This window comes from Photobacterium sp. 270122K (genome assembly GCF_059941365.1).
Genome location: NZ_JBPOEN010000008.1, coordinates 243429 through 261566, shown reverse-complemented (window position 1 = coordinate 261566; position 18138 = coordinate 243429). Strand labels below are relative to the sequence as shown.

Below are 18138 nucleotides of genomic sequence, written 5' to 3'. Positions count from 1 at the left end.
TGATAGCGGCCCGGTTGTGTGTGGTCTTATTATCTTGCTGATTATTGTACTGAGGTTCCGCCTTGCAGCAAAGGTTTCAGGAAACGGGCGGTGTGAGATCCCTCGACATTTGCCACTTGTTCAGGGGTACCTGTTGCAATGATTTCACCGCCGCCACTGCCGCCTTCCGGCCCCAGATCGATGATCCAGTCTGCGGTTTTGATCACATCCAAGTTATGCTCGATCACCACAATGGTGTTGCCGTGGTCGCGTAAGCGGTGCAGGACATTGAGTAGCTGCTGAATATCATGGAAATGGAGGCCTGTGGTCGGCTCATCCAGAATGTACAGCGTCTTGCCTGTGTCGCGTTTGGAGAGCTCTTTCGCGAGCTTCACGCGTTGGGCTTCACCGCCAGACAGCGTAGTCGCCGCTTGTCCCAGACGGATGTAGGACAAACCGACATCCATCAAGGTTTGCAGCTTTCGTGCAATCGCCGGTACCGCATCAAAGAAAGTACGGGCGTCTTCCACCGTTAGCTCCAGCACTTCATCAATGGTTTTGCCTTTGTAGCGCACTTCCAAAGTTTCGCGGTTATAGCGTTTGCCTTTACACGCATCACACGGTACGTACACATCCGGCAGGAAGTGCATTTCCACTTTGATCACGCCGTCGCCCTGACAGGCTTCACAGCGTCCGCCTTTGACGTTGAAGCTAAAGCGACCCGGTTTGTAACCGCGTGCACGGGCTTCTTGGGTGCCGGAGAATAACTCACGGATCGGGGTGAAAATCCCCGTGTAGGTCGCTGGGTTTGAACGAGGCGTGCGGCCGATCGGGCTTTGATCGATGTCGATCACCTTATCGCAGTGTTCCAGATCTTGGATCTCACGATACGGCGCAGGCTGACCGCTGGTGGCACCGTTCAGACGATGGTGAGCGATTTGGAAGAAAGTATCGTTGATCAGGGTCGACTTACCGGAGCCGGAGACGCCGGTGATACAGGTGAGCAGGCCGACTGGGATTTCTGCGTCCACGTTTTTCAGGTTGTTCCCTGTGGCGCCCAGCAGTTTGATCGTGCGTGCCGGATCCATCGGAATACGCTCGGCAGGAATCGCTATCGCTTTTTCACCGCTCAGGTATTGGCCTGTCAGTGAGGCCTTGGTTGCGAGAATATCCTCAAGTTTGCCTTCGGCGATAATGTGGCCGCCGTGTACGCCGGCCCCCGGACCGATATCGATGATGTGATCGGCCATACGGATCGCATCTTCATCGTGCTCGACCACAATCACGGTGTTACCTAAATCACGCAAGTGGGTCAGAGTTTGAAGCAGGCGTTCGTTGTCGCGCTGGTGGAGGCCGATAGAAGGCTCATCCAGTACGTACATCACCCCCACCAAGCCAGCACCGATTTGGCTGGCCAGGCGAATACGCTGGGCTTCGCCGCCTGACAGGGTATCGGCACTGCGGGATAAATTCAGGTAGTTCAGGCCGACGTTCACCAAGAAGGTGAGGCGGTCATTGATTTCTTTCAGTACCTTCTCAGCAATCTTGGCTTTTTGCCCCGTGAGGTCGAGGTGGGTGAAGAAGTGAACCGCTTCACTGATGCTCATTTCGCTGACGGTGGGCAAGGTGGTGTCGGCTATGTAGACATTGCGCGCTTCTAAGCGCAGGCGTGAGCCGCCACAACTGCTGCAGGGTTTGGTGGACACATATTTCGACAGCTCTTCGCGCACCGAATTGGATTCGGTTTCGCGATAGCGGCGTTCCATGTTGTTGAGGATCCCCTCAAACGGGTGACGACGCACGGTAATGTCGCCGCGATCGTTGATGTACTTAAATTCGATCTCAGTACGGCCAGAACCACTCAGGATCACGCCTTGAACGGTAGGGGTCAGGCTGTCAAACGGGGCTTCCACATCAAAGTCGTAATGATCGGCCAAGGATTTGAGCATCTGGAAGTAGTAGAAGTTACGTTTGTCCCAGCCGCGAATCGCACCGCCGGCCAAGCTGAGCTCGCCGTTTTGGATCACGCGGTCAGGATCAAAGAACTGCTGCACCCCCAAGCCATCGCAGGTGCCACAGGCGCCAGCCGGGTTATTGAACGAGAACAAACGCGGTTCCAGTTCTTGCATGCTGTAGCCACAGTGTGAACACGCAAAGTTGGCCGAGAACACAATCTCGTCATGCTCGCCGTCGGTCATTGGGCTGACCACCACGGTGCCACCGGACAATTCCAGCGCGGTTTCAAACGATTCGGCTAGGCGTTGCTGAAGATCGTCACGCACCTTGAAGCGATCCACCACCACTTCAATGGTGTGCTTCTTGTGCAGTTCCAGCGTCGGTGGATCGGACAGATCACACACCTCACCGTCGATGCGGGCGCGGATATACCCTTGCGCGGCAAGGCCGGCCAGCGTTTTGACGTGTTCCCCTTTACGGGCTTTGACGATCGGGGCCAGCAGCATCATTTTGCTGCCTTCTGGCAGTTCCAACACTTTGTCGACCATCTGGCTGACGGTTTGCGCGGCCAGCTCGACATGGTGAGTCGGGCAGCGCGGTTCGCCGACACGGGCGTACAGCAAACGGAGGTAGTCATACACTTCGGTAATGGTACCTACCGTGGAACGCGGGTTGTGTGAGGTGGATTTCTGCTCGATGGAGATAGCCGGTGATAAGCCTTCAATGTGATCGACATCGGGCTTTTCCATCAAGGATAAAAACTGGCGCGCATAGGCCGACAGGGACTCGACATAGCGGCGCTGGCCTTCAGCATACAGCGTATCGAAGGCCAGAGAGGATTTCCCGGATCCCGATAGCCCGGTGATCACGATCAGCTGATCCCGAGGCAGCGTAAGGGAGATGTTCTTGAGGTTGTGGGTACGGGCACCCCTGACTTCGATCTTATCCATATCGGTATGCTTATTATTGACTCATTGATGAATGCGGCATTATGGCACAGGGCAAAAGACCGCGAAAGAAAAGGCTGTATAAAAACACAGTCAAATGTATAATTATTATGCGCAGTCGGTCGGTGAGGGGATGTTCAGATTTGAACTTGATTCACCTTCCCCAACTGTTCTTAACAGGCCGAAGCATGATAGACTGCGCGATTAAGTATAAACTTTCAATAACCGCTCCGTGATCAGCGTGAGTCGGTAATGAGATCGGAGAGAACTATGGCCAGTCGTGGCGTAAACAAAGTTATCCTTGTGGGTAACTTGGGTAATGATCCTGAAATCCGTTACATGCCAAGTGGCGGTGCAGTAGCTAACATCACTGTTGCTACCTCTGAGTCATGGCGCGATAAGAACACCGGCGAACAGCGTGAAAAAACTGAATGGCACCGTGTGGCGCTATTCGGCAAATTGGCTGAAGTGGCGGGTGAATACCTACGTAAAGGTTCACAGGTTTACATTGAAGGTCAACTACAGACCCGTAAATGGCAGAACCAGCAAGGCCAAGATCAGTACACGACTGAAATCGTGGTACAAGGCTTCAATGGCGTGATGCAAATGTTGGGCGGCCGTCAAGGCGGTCAAGGCGCACAAATGGGTGGCCAGCAGCAACAAGGTGGTTGGGGTCAGCCTCAGCAGCCAGCCGCACAACAGCAGCAGTACAACAATGCGCCGCAGCAGCAAAACAACAACTTTGCACCTGCACAGCAGTCTGCGCCTCAGCAGCAGCCACAGTCTCCTGCGCCACAGTACAACGAACCACCAATGGATTTTGACGACGACATCCCATTCTAAGCCTGTGCCTTTTTAAAGGTGCAAGAATAGACGCTGTCTGAAGACAATAAAAAGCCCCGTATGATGCGGGGCTTTTTGCGTGATGGGGGGAGATAAAGCGCGGCTATTCAAACAAGAAGAAATAGCCGTACGCGACGATAATGGCGGGTATCGAAGAGTAGAGGGTGGCGACAAGCGCAGCCTTTGGCGCGAGTGCTATCGCGGGGAACAGGGCATCGCCGTCATTGCTGATCGCATTACCGAGTTGTGCCGACAGGGGCACTGTCCCAGATAAGTACAGACCCGTCACCAAAATTTGCGGTCCGCAGCCGGGCAGCAAGCCAATTAATACCCCCATCAGCGGCAGTAACAAGAGCCAGTTGGAGAATACCGACGCCAAATCAATACCGCTCCAGTAAATCGTTAATTCAAACACCAGAAAAGCGGCGATCACCCAACTGGTCACAAAGTTGGTGTCTTGGGCGACGCGTTGGAACAGGTTCGCAGTACGGTGTTTCGGATCTTCCGACACGGCAGATTCATAGTCAGTGACATCACGGCTGGTGGCCCACAGCAGCATGGCGATCAGCGCGGCGCCTGCGCCAATCAGGCTGATCGTATGTGGGGGCAGATGGAAGACGGCATCAACATCCATTTGTAGCGATCCCATAATGGCGATGACACTAGCGGGTAACAGCATCCACTGCCAGAATCGACTTTGCCAGTGGATCATCGGTTGGTTGGTGTGTTTTTTCGCGGCTGACACGGACATGGCCGCTGCGTCGTAAGACGGCGCGGGCTCAATACGGGGAGAAGGACGCAGGAAATCGGCACCATGCAGGCGGTCGATAATGAGTCCGCTGATCACACCCACAACAAACCCTAAGGCGATCACAAACAGGCCCGTGCTGGGCTCGGCCGCAATCAGCAGGAAGGCGGCATCGCCCATGGTCGCGGTCAGTACGGCCACGACGGCGCCAAAGCTCAGTTTGCCGCGAACAAATTGGGTGATCACCACGATGGCACCGCCACATCCGGGCAGTGCCCCCATGGCGGCGGCAAAGACAACTTGCCATCGCGCGCTACTCGCTAACAGGGTGCTGAGCGTGGTCGTCCGTTGGTTCAACTGTGCGGCCAGCGCATGGTAAAGGGTGAGGGTAGCGGCAACATACGCAGCGACTTGCCAGAAAGCATCCGACAAAACCGCAATGGTTAGCGCCCGGGTGCCCGCAGAGGCGGCCAGCAAGGCGATCAGAATAATAGGGAGGATCAGCCGTTTATTGGCTAAGCGGCCTAAAGGTTGGGGTAAATAGTGATTCAGTACTCTTGGTAACGACGCCATTCGAGTTCTCCGAATGTGTTCTGTGCAAAAAGGTGTTACCATTTAAATGCAACTGAGAATCATTATCAACTGTTTTTTTGTTATTCCTTATCTTTTCAATCTTCTCACTCACTCAGTTACGGGTTTGGCTTTGGCTTTGATGAAATCGATGAACAGCTTGGTTTTGACGTGGTTATAGTCCAGCTTCGGGTAATAGGCGTAAGCGGAATTGACCGGCTGGCGCAATGTCGGCAATACCGGCACCAGTAACCCTTTACTTAACTCTCGGCGTACCGTGTTTTCCCCGACTAAAATGATCCCCATTCCCGCCACCGCCGCTGCCAATAACGCTTCCGGATTTTGCGTGGTGAAATTGCCTTTCAATCGCAACCGCACGTTATTTTCAAACACATGCTCTTGCTCATGGCCATGGGTGCCAAAGAGCAAACAATTGTGCTGCATCAGTTGTTCTGCCGTTGCAATGCACGGCTTGCCTTCAAGGTAGCTGGGGGCGGCGTAAAAGCCCGGCTGAAAATCAAACAGTCGCGTGGCGATATAGCTGGCGGAGTTGAAATCGGTCAGGGTTTTACTGATGAATACATCCAAGTTGAGATCCGGCAGTTGACCGGGCGTAATGGTGTGCAGCTCGACCTGAATATTGGGGTAGGTTTCGATGAATTCCGCCAGATAATGCACCAATAAACGGCTGCCTGTCGCAAGGGGCGCGCCAATACGTAATACGCCGCTGACATCCCCGTACGTGGAGGTGGTTTCGGCCAACAGTTGTTGCCAGTCATCGAGTAAGCGTGCACTGCGTTGGTAGAACAAACGTCCGGCATCGGTCATGGTTAAGCTGCGGGTGGTGCGTTTGAGAAGTTGGACACCAAGTTGTTTTTCCAGCCAAGCGAGGCGTTTTGACAAGGCTGAGCTTGAGGTGTTGAGCCGGGTCGCGGCTTGTGCCAGTGAGCCTTGATCGACCACCATGACAAAGCTTTTGGTGCACGTGATCCAGTCCATGTAATCTTGCTTCCCCTCGAAGTGCGAATGGCGTGTGATGACGCCCTGTTGGATGAAGGGCTAACAGTAACATGATTGCTTTACCGCGAAAGTGTTTTTCTCCGCCGTTTAGGGCGTGATGAAAGGGGAAATTGTCGATCTTGGCACTGACATTGTGTGGCAGAGAATGGTATTTTGAAGGCCGTTTCCTGTTCGTATTGAGGCTGACATCGCGCTTTATGCTGTGGGAAGACAGGGATTACATTGACTGATTTTGGCGGACTATGAGAAAAGCATCGGGCATGAAGCTCAGCAACCGGTTGGTTGCCTTCGTTACATTGATTGTGATTTGCGCCATCTTTGTCATTTTCATTGGCGGGGCATTCAGTTTTCGTAAGTTGGGTCAGGATTACCTCACCCATTATCTCGATGGGATCGTCGAGGTGATCGATCAGGAAATGGCGGCGCCAGAGGGGGCCACATCGATGTCCCGTTGGCTACCTAAACTGTTGAAAGCCAGCAATGTGACCGCGTTAGAAATCGGCAGCGACACGGGCGTGGTCTATGCCTTCAAAGGGCTACAAAAACTGCCCGATCCCAGCATTCTTCACCACAGTGAATACACCCTTAAACACAATCCTGGCTTTTATGTCCGTCTGCAATCGTTGCCGCCGTATACCGAATTTGCCTATTCCATCGGGGCGATGTCCTCCATCAGTTTAGCCATTGGGATCATCATTCTGGGCTTGATCTGGGGCGTCGACTGGCTGCGTCGTCAGCTGCACGGTTCAGAGTTATTGGAACAGCGTGGGCGCATGATCTTGGCTGGCCGCGTGGATGACAATGCGATCGGCGACGATCATGAGTGGCCGGGCACCGCCAGCCTGGCCTTGGATCTGATGATCGCCGAACTGAAAGATGCCCGCCAAGAGCGCAGTCGGTTTGATACCTTCATTCGTACCCACACTTTTTTGGATCAACTGACGGGCGCGGCGAATCGCGTGTTGTTTGATAGCCGCTTGCAATCGATGCTGCAAGATCAGGAAAACCACGGCGCGGTGATTGTGATCCGCATTGCTGATTGGGACGAGTTGGTCAGTGAGCGGGGCCGTGACGTTGCAGATGAGCTGATCCAAGATGTCGGGGTGATCCTCTCCAATCTGGTGCAGCGTTATCCAGATACCGTGTTGGCCCGTTACTTTGATGCCGAGTTTGCCATTTTGCTGTCCCAGCAATCGGTGAAAGAGGTCAAACTGTTCACCAATCAAATCATGCATGCTCTGGATCGTTTAGTGCCCGCGACGCCTTTAGAGGCGGATAACTGGTGTCACATCGGGGTGACCTTCTGCACCAGTGGGGAGCGTCGTGGCCGTGTGATGGATGAAGCGGATATGGCGCTACGCAGTGCGCAATTGCAAGGCACCAATAGCTGGTATGCCTTCAAGAAAGATCAGCAATTTGAAGATGCGCGAGGCAGTGTTCGTTGGCGCACCCTGCTCGATACCATCTTTAATCGGGAAGGGCCGATTCTGTATCAACAGCCTGTCGTCATGTTGGATGAGCAGGTGCTGCACCGTGAATTACTGTCTCGGATCCGAGATGAAAACGGTATTTTGATCAAAGCCTCGCGTTTTATGCGTGCCGTCGAGCAAGTCGGATTCAGTGCCCGCATGGATAAGCTGGTGGTCGCCAAAACCTTGCTGTTGCTCAAGCAAGAGCCCACCACGGATGATCTGTCGGTTAACCTCAGTGTTGAAGCGTTGCTGGATAAGGCGTTCGTGAAATGGTTGCGTAATGAATTGCTGCAAACACCACGGACGGTATTGAACCGTTTATCGTTTGAAATCCCGGAAGGGGCATTAGTGAAACACCTGGATGCCATGCGTCCCATTGCGCGCATGCTGGTGGGATTGGGCTGTAAGTTGGTGGTCGATCAGGCCGGCCGCACCATTGTCAGCACGCACTACATCAAAGATCTTCGGGTTGATTATATTAAGCTGCACCGCTCTCTGGTGAGAGAAATCAACATGCGTCAAGAGAATCAATTATTCGTTAGAAGTATGCTTGGTGCTTGTGCCAATACTGACGCTAAAGTTATTGCTGTTGGGGTCGAAAACGCTAAGGAGTGGCACGTTTTACAGCAGCTGGGTGTCAGTGGTGGACAAGGTCGCTTCTTTGCACCTGAATTATCGGTCGAAAAAAGAACATCTTCTAATGATAAATTACTGAATATGTTTCATAAGCCCTCATAATTGTTCGGTAAATAACGACGAATTCAGGTAAACGCAGATATACTGGCCAAAAACTTGACGCACCTTCCAGTTTTTAGCCGTAAATCGCACCTGTTTGTTTCATTGTCGTCGCCAATACCGAGTTGTTTTAGAAGCCTGAAATGTTATCAATAAAAGTATTAAAGCAGAAAAAGCAATCCTCTGTAGCTGGTGTTGCGCTGTTTGCGGATCGGCTGGCCTTGGTCTATCAGGTTGAGGCTGCATGGCTGACCGATGAAGAACCGATCCAAGGGATCACTGAGTGGCCGGAGGCGCTGTGCCGTTTACTCGACCGCCATCCGTTAAAAGGGTATGCACTGCGCATGGTGCTGGGGCATGGTCTGTACCAGAGCATGTTGATTGATAAGCCGGAATTGCCCCGCGAAGAATACCCGACCGCGTTACCGTTTCTGGTGCGGGAGCTGGTCAATGAATCACCGCAAGACTTGGTGGCCGATGGCTTTACCGCGCCACTGAAAGAACGCCTGCAGGTGTTCTGCACCCAACGCCGTCCTCTTGAATTACTCGCGCAAGCCTGCACTGATGCCGGTTATTCGCTGTTGTCCGTGTCTGCGGAAGAAGTGGTGTGGGGGCAGTTAACGCACCCACAGCAAAGTCAGTTGCTGCTGCATCGCCGTGGCCATGACAATCTGCAATTGTCCGCCTTTAAACAACAAAGCCTGTGCTTTCAGCGTCAATTGCGGGGCTTTGCGTCGCCCTTGCTGCCTGCTGACAATGAAACGGCCATCAATACCGCGCTGCAGCTTGATGGTTTAGCGCTGGAGCTGCAACGTTCGCTCGATTTTCTTAGCGCACAATTACGCGATGCACCGATCACCCAGTTAGTGATTTCCTGTGATGGGGATGACGACCCACGTTTGGCACTGGCATTGAGTGAGCGCCTGAGTGTCAACGTGGTCTCCGTGAAGCCGCCCCACGAGGCCTTACACAGCAATGCGTTCCGTATTGCGTATGCGGCGATGATTGAACCGGCTGAGAGCGGGATCAACTTCTACAGCGATGCCCTGAAACCGAGTGTCGACCGGCTGACGCTAAGCAATATTCTGATCAGCTGGATCGTGATCGCCTTGCTGTTGGCTGGCGGAAGCGGTGCGTTGCAGTGGCAGCAGCATCAGGTGCAGCAACACATCGATCTGGCTCAGCGGGAATCGCAGCAGATCCAGAATGATATCCAGCAAACAAAAAACACCTTAAATCAGCGCCAGCCGAGCCTGTTGAAAATCCGCCACGCTGAGCAATTGGCGGAGCAGTTAGCCGATAAACAGGCGGTGCTTGCGGTGATCAGCCAGCACGATGATAGCCTTCACGTGGGGTATGCCAGCCTGTTGCAACAATTGGCGCAGGTCGACAGCAAAGACATTTCCCTGCAAGCGATCGAGATGAATGAACAGCAATTGAGTCTCTCGGGGCTTGCCCGTACACCTGCCGCGGTGCCTGCGTGGGTACAGCAATTTCAGCAGTATCCGGCCTTGGCAGAGCGCCGCTTTGTGCAGATGGCCTTGGGGCGCGATAGCCAGCAGCGCCTGACTTTCACGTTGCAGGCCAATCCGTCGACATCGGCACCCGTCGCAGGCGGTGACTCATGAGTCGCTGGCAAACGGTGTGTGAACAATTTTCTGTCCTGACACGGCGTGAGCAATGGCTGATCGCCCTGACGGGGTGGGTCGCGCTGTTGTTTATTGGCGTGATAGGGATCATCGAACCGCAAATGCAGGCGTTGTCTCAGGCGAAAACCACCTTGATGACGCAGCGTAATGCCACAGTGACGCACCGTAATAGCTTGATCGTGTTAGCCCGTCAGTTGGCTGTCGATCCGAACGCGGAGACGGATCAGCACATTGCACAGTTGCAACGTGACAGCGCTGCCCTCGATAGTCAATTGGGCGACCGCATCGCGAGCTTGGTCAGTCCGGCAGAAATGGCGTTGATGATGGAGCAAGTGCTACAGCACTCCTCACGGTTAACGCTGCAAAACTTGGCCACGTTACCGCCGCAAAAACTGCTGAGGGACGGTGAGAAAGGGCGGGATTATTACGTCCATCCCCTGCAATTGACCTTTCGCGGACGGTATTTTGATGTCACCGCGTACTTGGCGGCATTGGAAGCCTTGCCGATGAAATATTACTGGCAAAGCCTGAATTATCAGGTGGAAACCTACCCGTGGGCCACGGTCGAACTGGTGGTCTATACCTTGGGCGAGAGCGAGGACTTTATCGGTGGTTAATACGCTAACGCGGCTTAACGTCGTGCTTCTGATCGCCATGGCATGCCTGATGAGTGGGCCGAGCCTGGCGCAGGACCCTACAGCGCCGTTAAGTTGGCAAGCGCCAACCGCGCCCGTGCGAACAACGAAGACGGTACGCTTACCCCAATTACAAAGCATTGTGTGCCAAGAGGCGGTGGAATCGCAGTGCTACGCCATTTTAAATGGCCGCACGCTGGCGCCAGGCGCCCGCATTCAAGGATACACCTTGTCAACCATTACGGACGATGAGGTACGGTTAGTACGAGGCGGTCGTCACTGGCGACTGCGCCTGTTCGCCGATAACGTCATAACAGAGTAGAACGAGAAGTGATTAACATGCGTGGAGTAGTCGTAGTAGCGCTCATTGCTTCTTTGGCAGGGTGTGCTGCCAATATGGGACACCGCGATCCGGTGGCAGTGAAAGGGGCCCTGAATCAAGCCGCTAATGAGGCTCACAGTCGGCCGCTGATGGCGTTGCCGGATTCTGTGAATGCCGATTTGATGCCAACGAACGCGGGGCAAGATGCGATCACCGCGTTGCCGATGGAAAAACGTTTTCGCGTTAACGCCCACAATGTGGATGCGAAAGCCTTCTTTGGCAGTTTGGTGAAAGGTACGCCGTTTAACATGGTGATCCATCCCGATGTGAAAGGGCGTTTGTCGTTGTCATTGCGTGACGTAACACTTGATGAGGTCTTGGGTGTGGTCTCTGATATCTACGGCTACCATACCACCCGTCAGGGCAATATCATTCAAGTGTTTCCCGCCACGCTGCGTACAGAAGTGATCCCGGTGGATTACTTGCAACTCCAGCGTCGTGGTGTGTCATTGACCTCTCTAACCACCGGTTCGATCACCAACGGAGATACCGGTGGCAGCAGCGATAGCGGCAATGACAGTGGCAACAGCAAAGGCAGCAGTACGACCACTGGTGGTACCACCATTGAAACCGTGTCGGAGAGTGATTTCTGGCGTCAGTTAGAGTTGGCGGTACAGGCCATGATTGGGGCTGGCGAAGGGCGTAGCATTGTGGTGTCGCCACAAGCCAGCTTGATCTCTGTGCGTGCTTTCCCAAATGAGTTACGTGAAGTAAAAACCTTTTTAGGGATGTCACAAGAACGCCTCAAACGCCAAGTGGTATTGGAAGCCAAGATCATGGAAGTGACCTTGAGTGACGGTTATCAGCAAGGCGTTAACTGGAGCAACATCACCAAAACACTGGGGGGCACGGACGTGATTTTTGGCCGTCCATCGGTGGGTGATACCTTGCCGGGGGGCAATGCGATTTCCGCGTTGCTGGGCGGGCAAACCAATATCACGATCTCAGACGGTAATTTTGAGGCGGTGTTGAGCTTCTTGGATACCCAAGGGGATCTCAATGTGCTGTCGAGCCCGCGCGTGACGGCCGCCAATAACCAGAAAGCGGTGATCAAAGTTGGCAGCGATCAGTATTTCGTGACCGATATTTCGGGCGGGGAAGTCAACAGTGATGGCGGCAGTGCCTCACCAGACATTGAGCTGACGCCGTTTTTCTCAGGGATCTCGCTGGATGTGACGCCACAAATCGACAACGACGGCGGCGTGTTACTGCATGTGCACCCGGCGGTAGTCGATGTGGAAACCGAAGTGCGTGACATTGCCTTGGGCGACTCGTTCGGCACCTATAAATTGCCGTTAGCAAAAAGCTCTATCCGTGAATCGGACTCTATCATCTATGCCCGCTCGGGCGATGTGGTGGTGATTGGCGGTTTGATGAAAACGTCCACGCTGGATCAGGTGAGTAAAGTGCCGTTGTTGGGTGATATACCAGCATTGGGTCACCTGTTCCGCAACGTGAATAAACTGCAATCCAAGACCGAACTGGTCATTTTGCTGAAGCCGACGGTAGTCGGTGAGCAAACGTGGCAGCAGGAAATTGAACGTTCCCGCGCTTTGGTGAACGAGTGGTTCCCAAGCGAGGGATAAACCATGTACCAAACCCATTTCAATATGGTGTCAGCCCCGTTCGGGCTGACACCCAACACCCAACTTTTTCATGCCTTGCCGCCGCACCTCGAAGCGATTGAAACCACCTTGTCTGCCTTGCGCATGGGCGAAGGGATCATTCAGATCGCCGGGGAAGTCGGCACGGGGAAAACCTTAGTCTGCCGCATGCTGATCAATCGCCTGCCTGCCCATATGGATCTGGCCTATTTGCCGACGCCTGCCTCGTCGGGGCAAGCGTTACGTTTGGCGTTGGCGCGTGAGTTAGGGGTGGCGAGTGTCGTATTGAACGATGAAGCCCGATTGATTGAGCAGTTGCAGCAGACGTTATTGCAGCGCAAGGCCGCTGGCCGTGCTGTGGTAGTGATGATCGATGAGGCACAAGCCTTGCCTGATGATGCGCTGGAAGCCATTCGTCTGCTGGGCAACCTCGAAACCGAACAAGATAAATTGTTGCATATTGTGTTATTCGCGCAGCCAGAATTGGATAGCCGTCTGGCGCAACATCACCTGCGCCAGTTTCGCCAGCGGATCACCTTTCGCAGTGAACTACGACCGCTGACGTTAGAAGAAACCGTGGCTTATATTGAGCATCGCTTGGCGAAATCCGGCTGCTATCAGCCGTTGTTTGAGGTCGCGTTGTATAAAGCGATTTGGCAGGCCAGCCAAGGGATCCCACGGCTGATCAATCAGCTGTGCCATAAAGCTTTACTGGCGACATGCAGCGATCGGCAGAATGAGGCCAACCGTGTTGCGGTACTGATGGCGATACGAGATACCGTGGGTGCGCGCCAGCCGCGCTGGACGTACCCCGTTTTATGGGGATGGCAGTAGCCACATGAGTGAATTAAATAAAAAGCTGCAGGCACTGAGCCAGCAGCAAGGTGTGATGCTGGCTGACTTACAACCAGCCATCATCAAGCCGTTGCCCCGTGCTGTTTCATGGCGTTGGCTGGGACTGGGTGTATTGGCCATGAGCCTGACGGGTGTGATCGGCTGGTGGTTGGGATCTGCGCCAAGCCGGACGGAAACGGCACCTGTCGAGTCTGCGCTCTCGATGACAGCACAGTCAACAACATCGGCGGAAATACCGACTCAAACGGCAGTAGCGACGAAACCTATAGATTTGCCTGCAAAGCGATCCATTGCTCCGCAGAGCGATGCACAAAGTGATTCACAAATAGATCCGCAGACTGCGCTCCCGGTTGAGGTTGCTGTTGCCACTGAAGCTGCGCCTGAAGCTATGGACGTCGCGATACCTGTTTTAGAAAACGTCACCGAGGAAGAAGCCACCACAGACAAACTGGCGGTGAAGCCATCTCCTGTGGAACAACCCGTGGTCAAAGAAACTGCCTTGAAAGCTCTCTCGGTGGACAAGCCGGGTGTCGATAAGCCGAGTGTCGATAAGCGGATTGTAGAGAAGCCAGCGGCACCTTCTCTGCCGAGGGTGGCAGAAAAGGCCGTTAAAAAAGCAACAGAACAGGTAGCAGAAAATACGCCGACTTCGCCTGCGGGATTAACCATTGAAACCGTGGAGCTTGACGCCGACGCCTTGGCGCAACTCGAATACAAAAAAGCTGAAAAAGCCCTGAAGCAAGGGGACAGCCGCAAAGCCATGACGGCCTTGGAAGCGGCACTGGAATACCGTCCTCACTGGGTGATCGCGCGTCAAAAACTGGCGGCATTGTATTATGGCCGTCAAGACACGCGCCGTGCCATGGCGGTGTTACAACAGGGCTTGCAGCTTGATAGTGGCCAGTCTGAATTGCGCGTAACCTTGGCCAAATTATTGGTCAATGAGTCGCAACAGCAGGCGGCATTGAGTGTCTTGAACGCTCTACCGACCGACGGCAACAGCCGCTATCTGGCCATGCGCGGGGCGCTCGCTCAGCAATTGCATCAACCGGCATTGGCCCTGAGCAGCTATCAGCGCTTGGTCGCGGATCACCCGTATGACGGTCGCTGGTGGATGGGCTTGGGCATCGCCTTGGAGCGCAGCCAAGCCCAACATTCGGTAGCAACAGAAGGCAAGCCGGTCTCGACGGACAAGGTTCGTCATGCCTATCAGCAAGCCTTGCTGATGGGGCAAATTTCCAACCAATCACAACAATTTATTCAGCAGCGCTTAGCGGTGCTGGCCAGCAAGAAGGGATAACCGTGCCAATCCGATTACGCAAACGCCTCGGGGATCTGCTGATAGAAGAAGGCATTGTCACGGCCGAGCAGATAGAGCAAGCGCTGGATAACCAGCAGTCGAGCGGCCGTAAACTGGGCGATACCCTGATCAGCATGGGGTTCTTGAGCGAGCAGCAAATGCTGCAGTTCTTGTCACGCCAGTTAGACATTCCGTTGGTGGATCTTAACCGGGTCTCGGTGGATCTGGAGGCGGTCACGTTATTGCCTGAAGTGCATGCCCGTCGCTTGCGTGCCTTGGTCATTGGTGAGCGTGACGGCACGGTGCGGATCGCCATGAGTGATCCGGCCGATCTCGCGGCGCAAGAAGCCTTGTACAACCAATTGGGGGATTACCGGGTCGAATTGGTGGTCACGCCTGAGCGTCAGTTGATTGCTGCGTTTGATCGCTATTATCGCCGCACCCAAGAAATTGTCTCATTTGCCGAGCAGTTGCAGGCCGAGCATCAGCACATTGCGGACTATAGCTTTGGCCTTGACGACGATGACAGCAACGATGTCACCGTGGTGAAGTTGATCAACTCGCTGTTTGAAGATGCGATTCAAGTCGGTGCGTCGGATATTCATATCGAACCTGACAGCGATGTATTGCGGATCCGTCAACGGATCGATGGCGTGCTGCATGAAACCCTGATCAATGAATCGGGGGTGGCCTCGGCGCTGGTATTGCGCCTGAAGCTGATGAGCAGTTTAGACATTTCAGAAAAGCGTTTGCCGCAAGATGGTCGCTTCAACCTGAAAGTGCGCGGCCAGTCGGTGGATGTACGTTTGTCTACCATGCCCGTGCAACACGGCGAGTCGGTGGTGATGCGTTTGTTGAACCAATCGGCGGGGATCCTGAGTTTGGATCAGGTCGGTATGCCCGCCGATATTCTGCAGCGCTTCCGTCGCCAATTACGCCGCCCTCACGGCATGATCCTGGTGACCGGGCCAACCGGTTCGGGCAAAACGACTACTTTGTATGGCGCGTTGAATGAATTGAACAAGCCGGGCAAAAAGTTGATCACCGCCGAAGACCCGGTGGAATACCGTTTGCCTCGTGTGAATCAGGTGCAGGTGAACAACAAGATCGGCCTGACCTTCTCGACCATTCTGCGTACGTTTTTGCGTCAGGATCCCGATATCATTTTGGTCGGGGAAATGCGTGATCAGGAAACCGTGGAAATCGGTTTGCGATCGGCATTAACCGGTCACCTTGTGCTGTCTACGTTGCACACCAATGATGCGATCGACAGTGCCTTACGGATGATCGATATGGAAGCGCCCGGTTATTTGGTCGCGAGTGCGGTGCGTGCCGTGCTGGCGCAGCGTCTGATCCGCCGAGTATGCCGTGATTGCCATGAACCAGCCACGCTCGAACCCGCACAACAGCAGTGGTTAGCCGCCCGTTTTCCAGAGGCGAGGCTACAGCGTTTTCACCGTGGCCGCGGGTGCCAGAGTTGCAACTTTACCGGCTACCGTGGACGCGTCGGGGTGTTTGAATTGTTGGAAATGACCCCTGAAATGATGGACGCCCTGCGAGCCGGCAATACCGTGTTGTTTGGTCAGTTAGCCCGCCTGTCTGAGGGCTATCAGCCCTTGGTGGAGTCCGCAATGGTCTTGGCCCGCGAAGGGATCACCAGCATTGAAGAAGTATTGATACTGGGTGAAGGCGATGAATTCGCGTAACCGACAGTAAGACACACATAGACCCCCGAAAACGAAGCAGGACATAACCATGCCGGTCTTTACTTACCGTGGCCGTGGCAGCAAAGGTGAACTGCTGCGCGGCCAGATTGATGCCGCCTCCGCCGATGCGGCGAGCGATAACTTGATCCGCCAAGGGATCATCCCGTTGGAAATCCGCGTTCGCCCCGCGCAGGCAATGAATATGGATTGGTCGCAACTGTTTCAGCGCCCGGTCCCGCTCGATGTGTTGGTGATCTTCTGTCGCCAGCTGTATAGCCTGACCAAAGCCGGCGTGCCGCTGCTACGCTCGATGCGCGGTTTGAGCCAAAGCGCCAGTCATCCGCTGCTCAAAAGCGCCTTGGAATCGGTGGTGATTGAGTTGACTAACGGTAAATCCCTGTCAGCCGCGATGAAAATGCACCCACGGGTTTTCTCTGGCCTGTTTGTGTCGATGATCAGTGTCGGTGAAAACACCGGTCGTTTAGATACCTTGCTGCTGCAATTGGCGCAGTATTACGAGCAGGAAGTGGAAACCCGCCGCCGAATTCAATCGGCCATGCGTTACCCGACCTTTGTGATCAGTGCCATTTTACTCGCTATGGCGGTGCTGAACATCAAAGTGATCCCGCAGTTCTCCTCTATGTTTAGCCGCTTTGGCGTCGATTTACCCTTGCCCACCCGCATGCTGATCGGCTCGTCGAACCTGTTCGTCAATTACTGGCCGCTGATGCTTGGCGGCATGATTGCCAGTTGGCTGGGTGTGCGGTTATGGCGCCAAACCCCTAAAGGCGGTGAGCGTTGGGATCGGTGGCGCCTGAAAGCACCGATTGTGGGGGATATTATCAATCGCGCTCAGCTATCGCGCTTTTCCCGGACCTTTTCTTTGATGGTTAGTGCCGGTGTGCCGCTGAACCAAGCGATCCAGATGTCAGCGGAAGCCCTAGGCAATCGCTATTTGGAAAACCGTTTAATTGCAATGAAACAAGGGATTGAAGGGGGTAACAGCATTGCCAATACCGCCAGCCAATCTGGCGTCTTTACCCCGTTAGTGCTGCAAATGATCGCGGTTGGGGAAGAAACCGGTCAGGTGGACGAACTGCTGCTCGAAGCGGCCGACTTCTATGATCGAGAAGTGGATTACGATCTCAAAACCCTGACGGCCAAGATTGAACCCCTGTTATTGCTGGTGGTGGCGGGCATGGTGCTGATGTTGGCCTTGGGGATCTTCTTGCCGATGTGGGGGCTGCTCGATGTCGCGCGCGGCGCTTAAACGGGAATATGCCCCGTTGATGGTGTGGTTGTTGCTGATTGTGGTGATCGTAGCGGCTTTATTCGCCCAATGGCCCCGTTTGCAACAGGCGACAGACGCCACGCGTGTCAAATTGCTGACGCAGACATTGTGGCGTAGCGCGGTCAGTTTGCGTCAAAAATGGGAAATTGAAAACAAGCCCGCAACAGCATCGCTAAAAGGTGTTCGTTATTCCTTTACGAAAAAAGGATGGCCAGTTATATCCCGAAATGGACGGATTGACTGCAGTGAAACATGGGGTTTGCTCTCATCCCGTATTCAACCGGTTAAATACGTACGAGTTGTTGAAGAAAATGAAATGAGATCAATCTATTATAATTCGTGTTATTACCAGCTTGAAGGTGGAAAAGGTGTGGCATTATTTTATGAAAATGAGACAATATTCATCAGCAATTTTTTGACGCCCTTCCAAGAGTAGAGGTGTTGAT

General features: G+C 53.9%; 14 protein-coding genes. 11 read left to right on the top strand and 3 right to left on the bottom strand.

The features are described 5' to 3' along the window. Window positions 1-41: 41 nt before the first annotated feature. Window positions 42-2885 carry an excinuclease ABC subunit UvrA gene (gene uvrA, locus ACSF8W_RS16095; protein WP_500848227.1) on the bottom strand — a complete coding sequence of 948 codons (2844 nt, stop codon included), beginning with the start codon at window positions 2883-2885 and terminating at the stop codon, window positions 42-44. Between the two features lie 267 nt (window positions 2886-3152). Between uvrA and ACSF8W_RS16090 the strand changes: the two genes are divergently transcribed. Then, window positions 3153-3725: a single-stranded DNA-binding protein gene (locus tag ACSF8W_RS16090; protein WP_500848226.1), complete on the top strand. Its 573-nt coding sequence runs from the start codon at window positions 3153-3155 to the stop codon at window positions 3723-3725. 103 nt (window positions 3726-3828) lie between these two features. Here ACSF8W_RS16090 and ACSF8W_RS16085 read toward each other — a convergent pair whose 3' ends face one another. Continuing rightward, window positions 3829-5046 carry a putative manganese transporter gene (locus ACSF8W_RS16085; RefSeq protein ID WP_500848225.1) on the bottom strand — a complete coding sequence of 406 codons (1218 nt, stop codon included), beginning with the start codon at window positions 5044-5046 and terminating at the stop codon, window positions 3829-3831. 108 nt (window positions 5047-5154) lie between these two features. Beyond that, complete coding sequence (locus tag ACSF8W_RS16080; RefSeq protein ID WP_500848224.1) at window positions 5155-6042, bottom strand: LysR family transcriptional regulator; 888 nt, start codon at window positions 6040-6042, stop codon at window positions 5155-5157. A 263-nt stretch (window positions 6043-6305) separates the two neighbouring features. On the opposite strand from ACSF8W_RS16080, the gene csrD reads away from it, so the two are divergent. The 10 genes from csrD (at window position 6306) to ACSF8W_RS16030 (ending at window position 18128) form a co-directional block, all read left to right on the top strand. Beyond that, window positions 6306-8273, top strand: a complete 1968-nt coding sequence (gene csrD / locus ACSF8W_RS16075) for an RNase E specificity factor CsrD (RefSeq protein ID WP_500848223.1) — start codon at window positions 6306-6308, stop codon at window positions 8271-8273. A 140-nt stretch (window positions 8274-8413) separates the two neighbouring features. Further along, complete coding sequence (locus tag ACSF8W_RS16070; protein ID WP_500848222.1) at window positions 8414-9898, top strand: PilN domain-containing protein; 1485 nt, start codon at window positions 8414-8416, stop codon at window positions 9896-9898. Further along, complete coding sequence (locus ACSF8W_RS16065; RefSeq protein ID WP_500848221.1) at window positions 9895-10536, top strand: MSHA biogenesis protein MshJ; 642 nt, start codon at window positions 9895-9897, stop codon at window positions 10534-10536. Before ACSF8W_RS16070 ends, ACSF8W_RS16065 begins: the two co-directional genes overlap by 4 nt. After that, window positions 10529-10876, top strand: a complete 348-nt coding sequence (locus ACSF8W_RS16060; RefSeq protein WP_500848220.1) for an MSHA biogenesis protein MshK — start codon at window positions 10529-10531, stop codon at window positions 10874-10876. The genes ACSF8W_RS16065 and ACSF8W_RS16060 overlap by 8 nt, the downstream gene beginning before the upstream one ends. Before the next feature lie 17 nt (window positions 10877-10893). Further along, on the top strand, window positions 10894-12522 hold the full coding sequence (gene mshL / locus ACSF8W_RS16055) for a pilus (MSHA type) biogenesis protein MshL (protein ID WP_500848219.1): 1629 nt from the start codon (window positions 10894-10896) through the stop codon (window positions 12520-12522). 3 nt (window positions 12523-12525) lie between these two features. Further along, window positions 12526-13374, top strand: a complete 849-nt coding sequence (locus tag ACSF8W_RS16050; protein ID WP_500848218.1) for an ExeA family protein — start codon at window positions 12526-12528, stop codon at window positions 13372-13374. A 4-nt stretch (window positions 13375-13378) separates the two neighbouring features. Then, window positions 13379-14695, top strand: coding sequence for a tetratricopeptide repeat protein (locus ACSF8W_RS16045; protein ID WP_500848217.1), 1317 nt, complete (start codon window positions 13379-13381; stop codon window positions 14693-14695). 2 nt (window positions 14696-14697) lie between these two features. Then, window positions 14698-16401, top strand: a complete 1704-nt coding sequence (locus tag ACSF8W_RS16040) for a GspE/PulE family protein (protein WP_500848216.1) — start codon at window positions 14698-14700, stop codon at window positions 16399-16401. A 49-nt stretch (window positions 16402-16450) separates the two neighbouring features. Then, window positions 16451-17671: a type II secretion system F family protein gene (locus ACSF8W_RS16035; protein ID WP_500848215.1), complete on the top strand. Its 1221-nt coding sequence runs from the start codon at window positions 16451-16453 to the stop codon at window positions 17669-17671. Beyond that, window positions 17652-18128: a hypothetical protein gene (locus ACSF8W_RS16030; protein WP_500848214.1), complete on the top strand. Its 477-nt coding sequence runs from the start codon at window positions 17652-17654 to the stop codon at window positions 18126-18128. The genes ACSF8W_RS16035 and ACSF8W_RS16030 overlap by 20 nt, the downstream gene beginning before the upstream one ends. The last annotated feature ends 10 nt before the right edge of the window (window positions 18129-18138 follow it).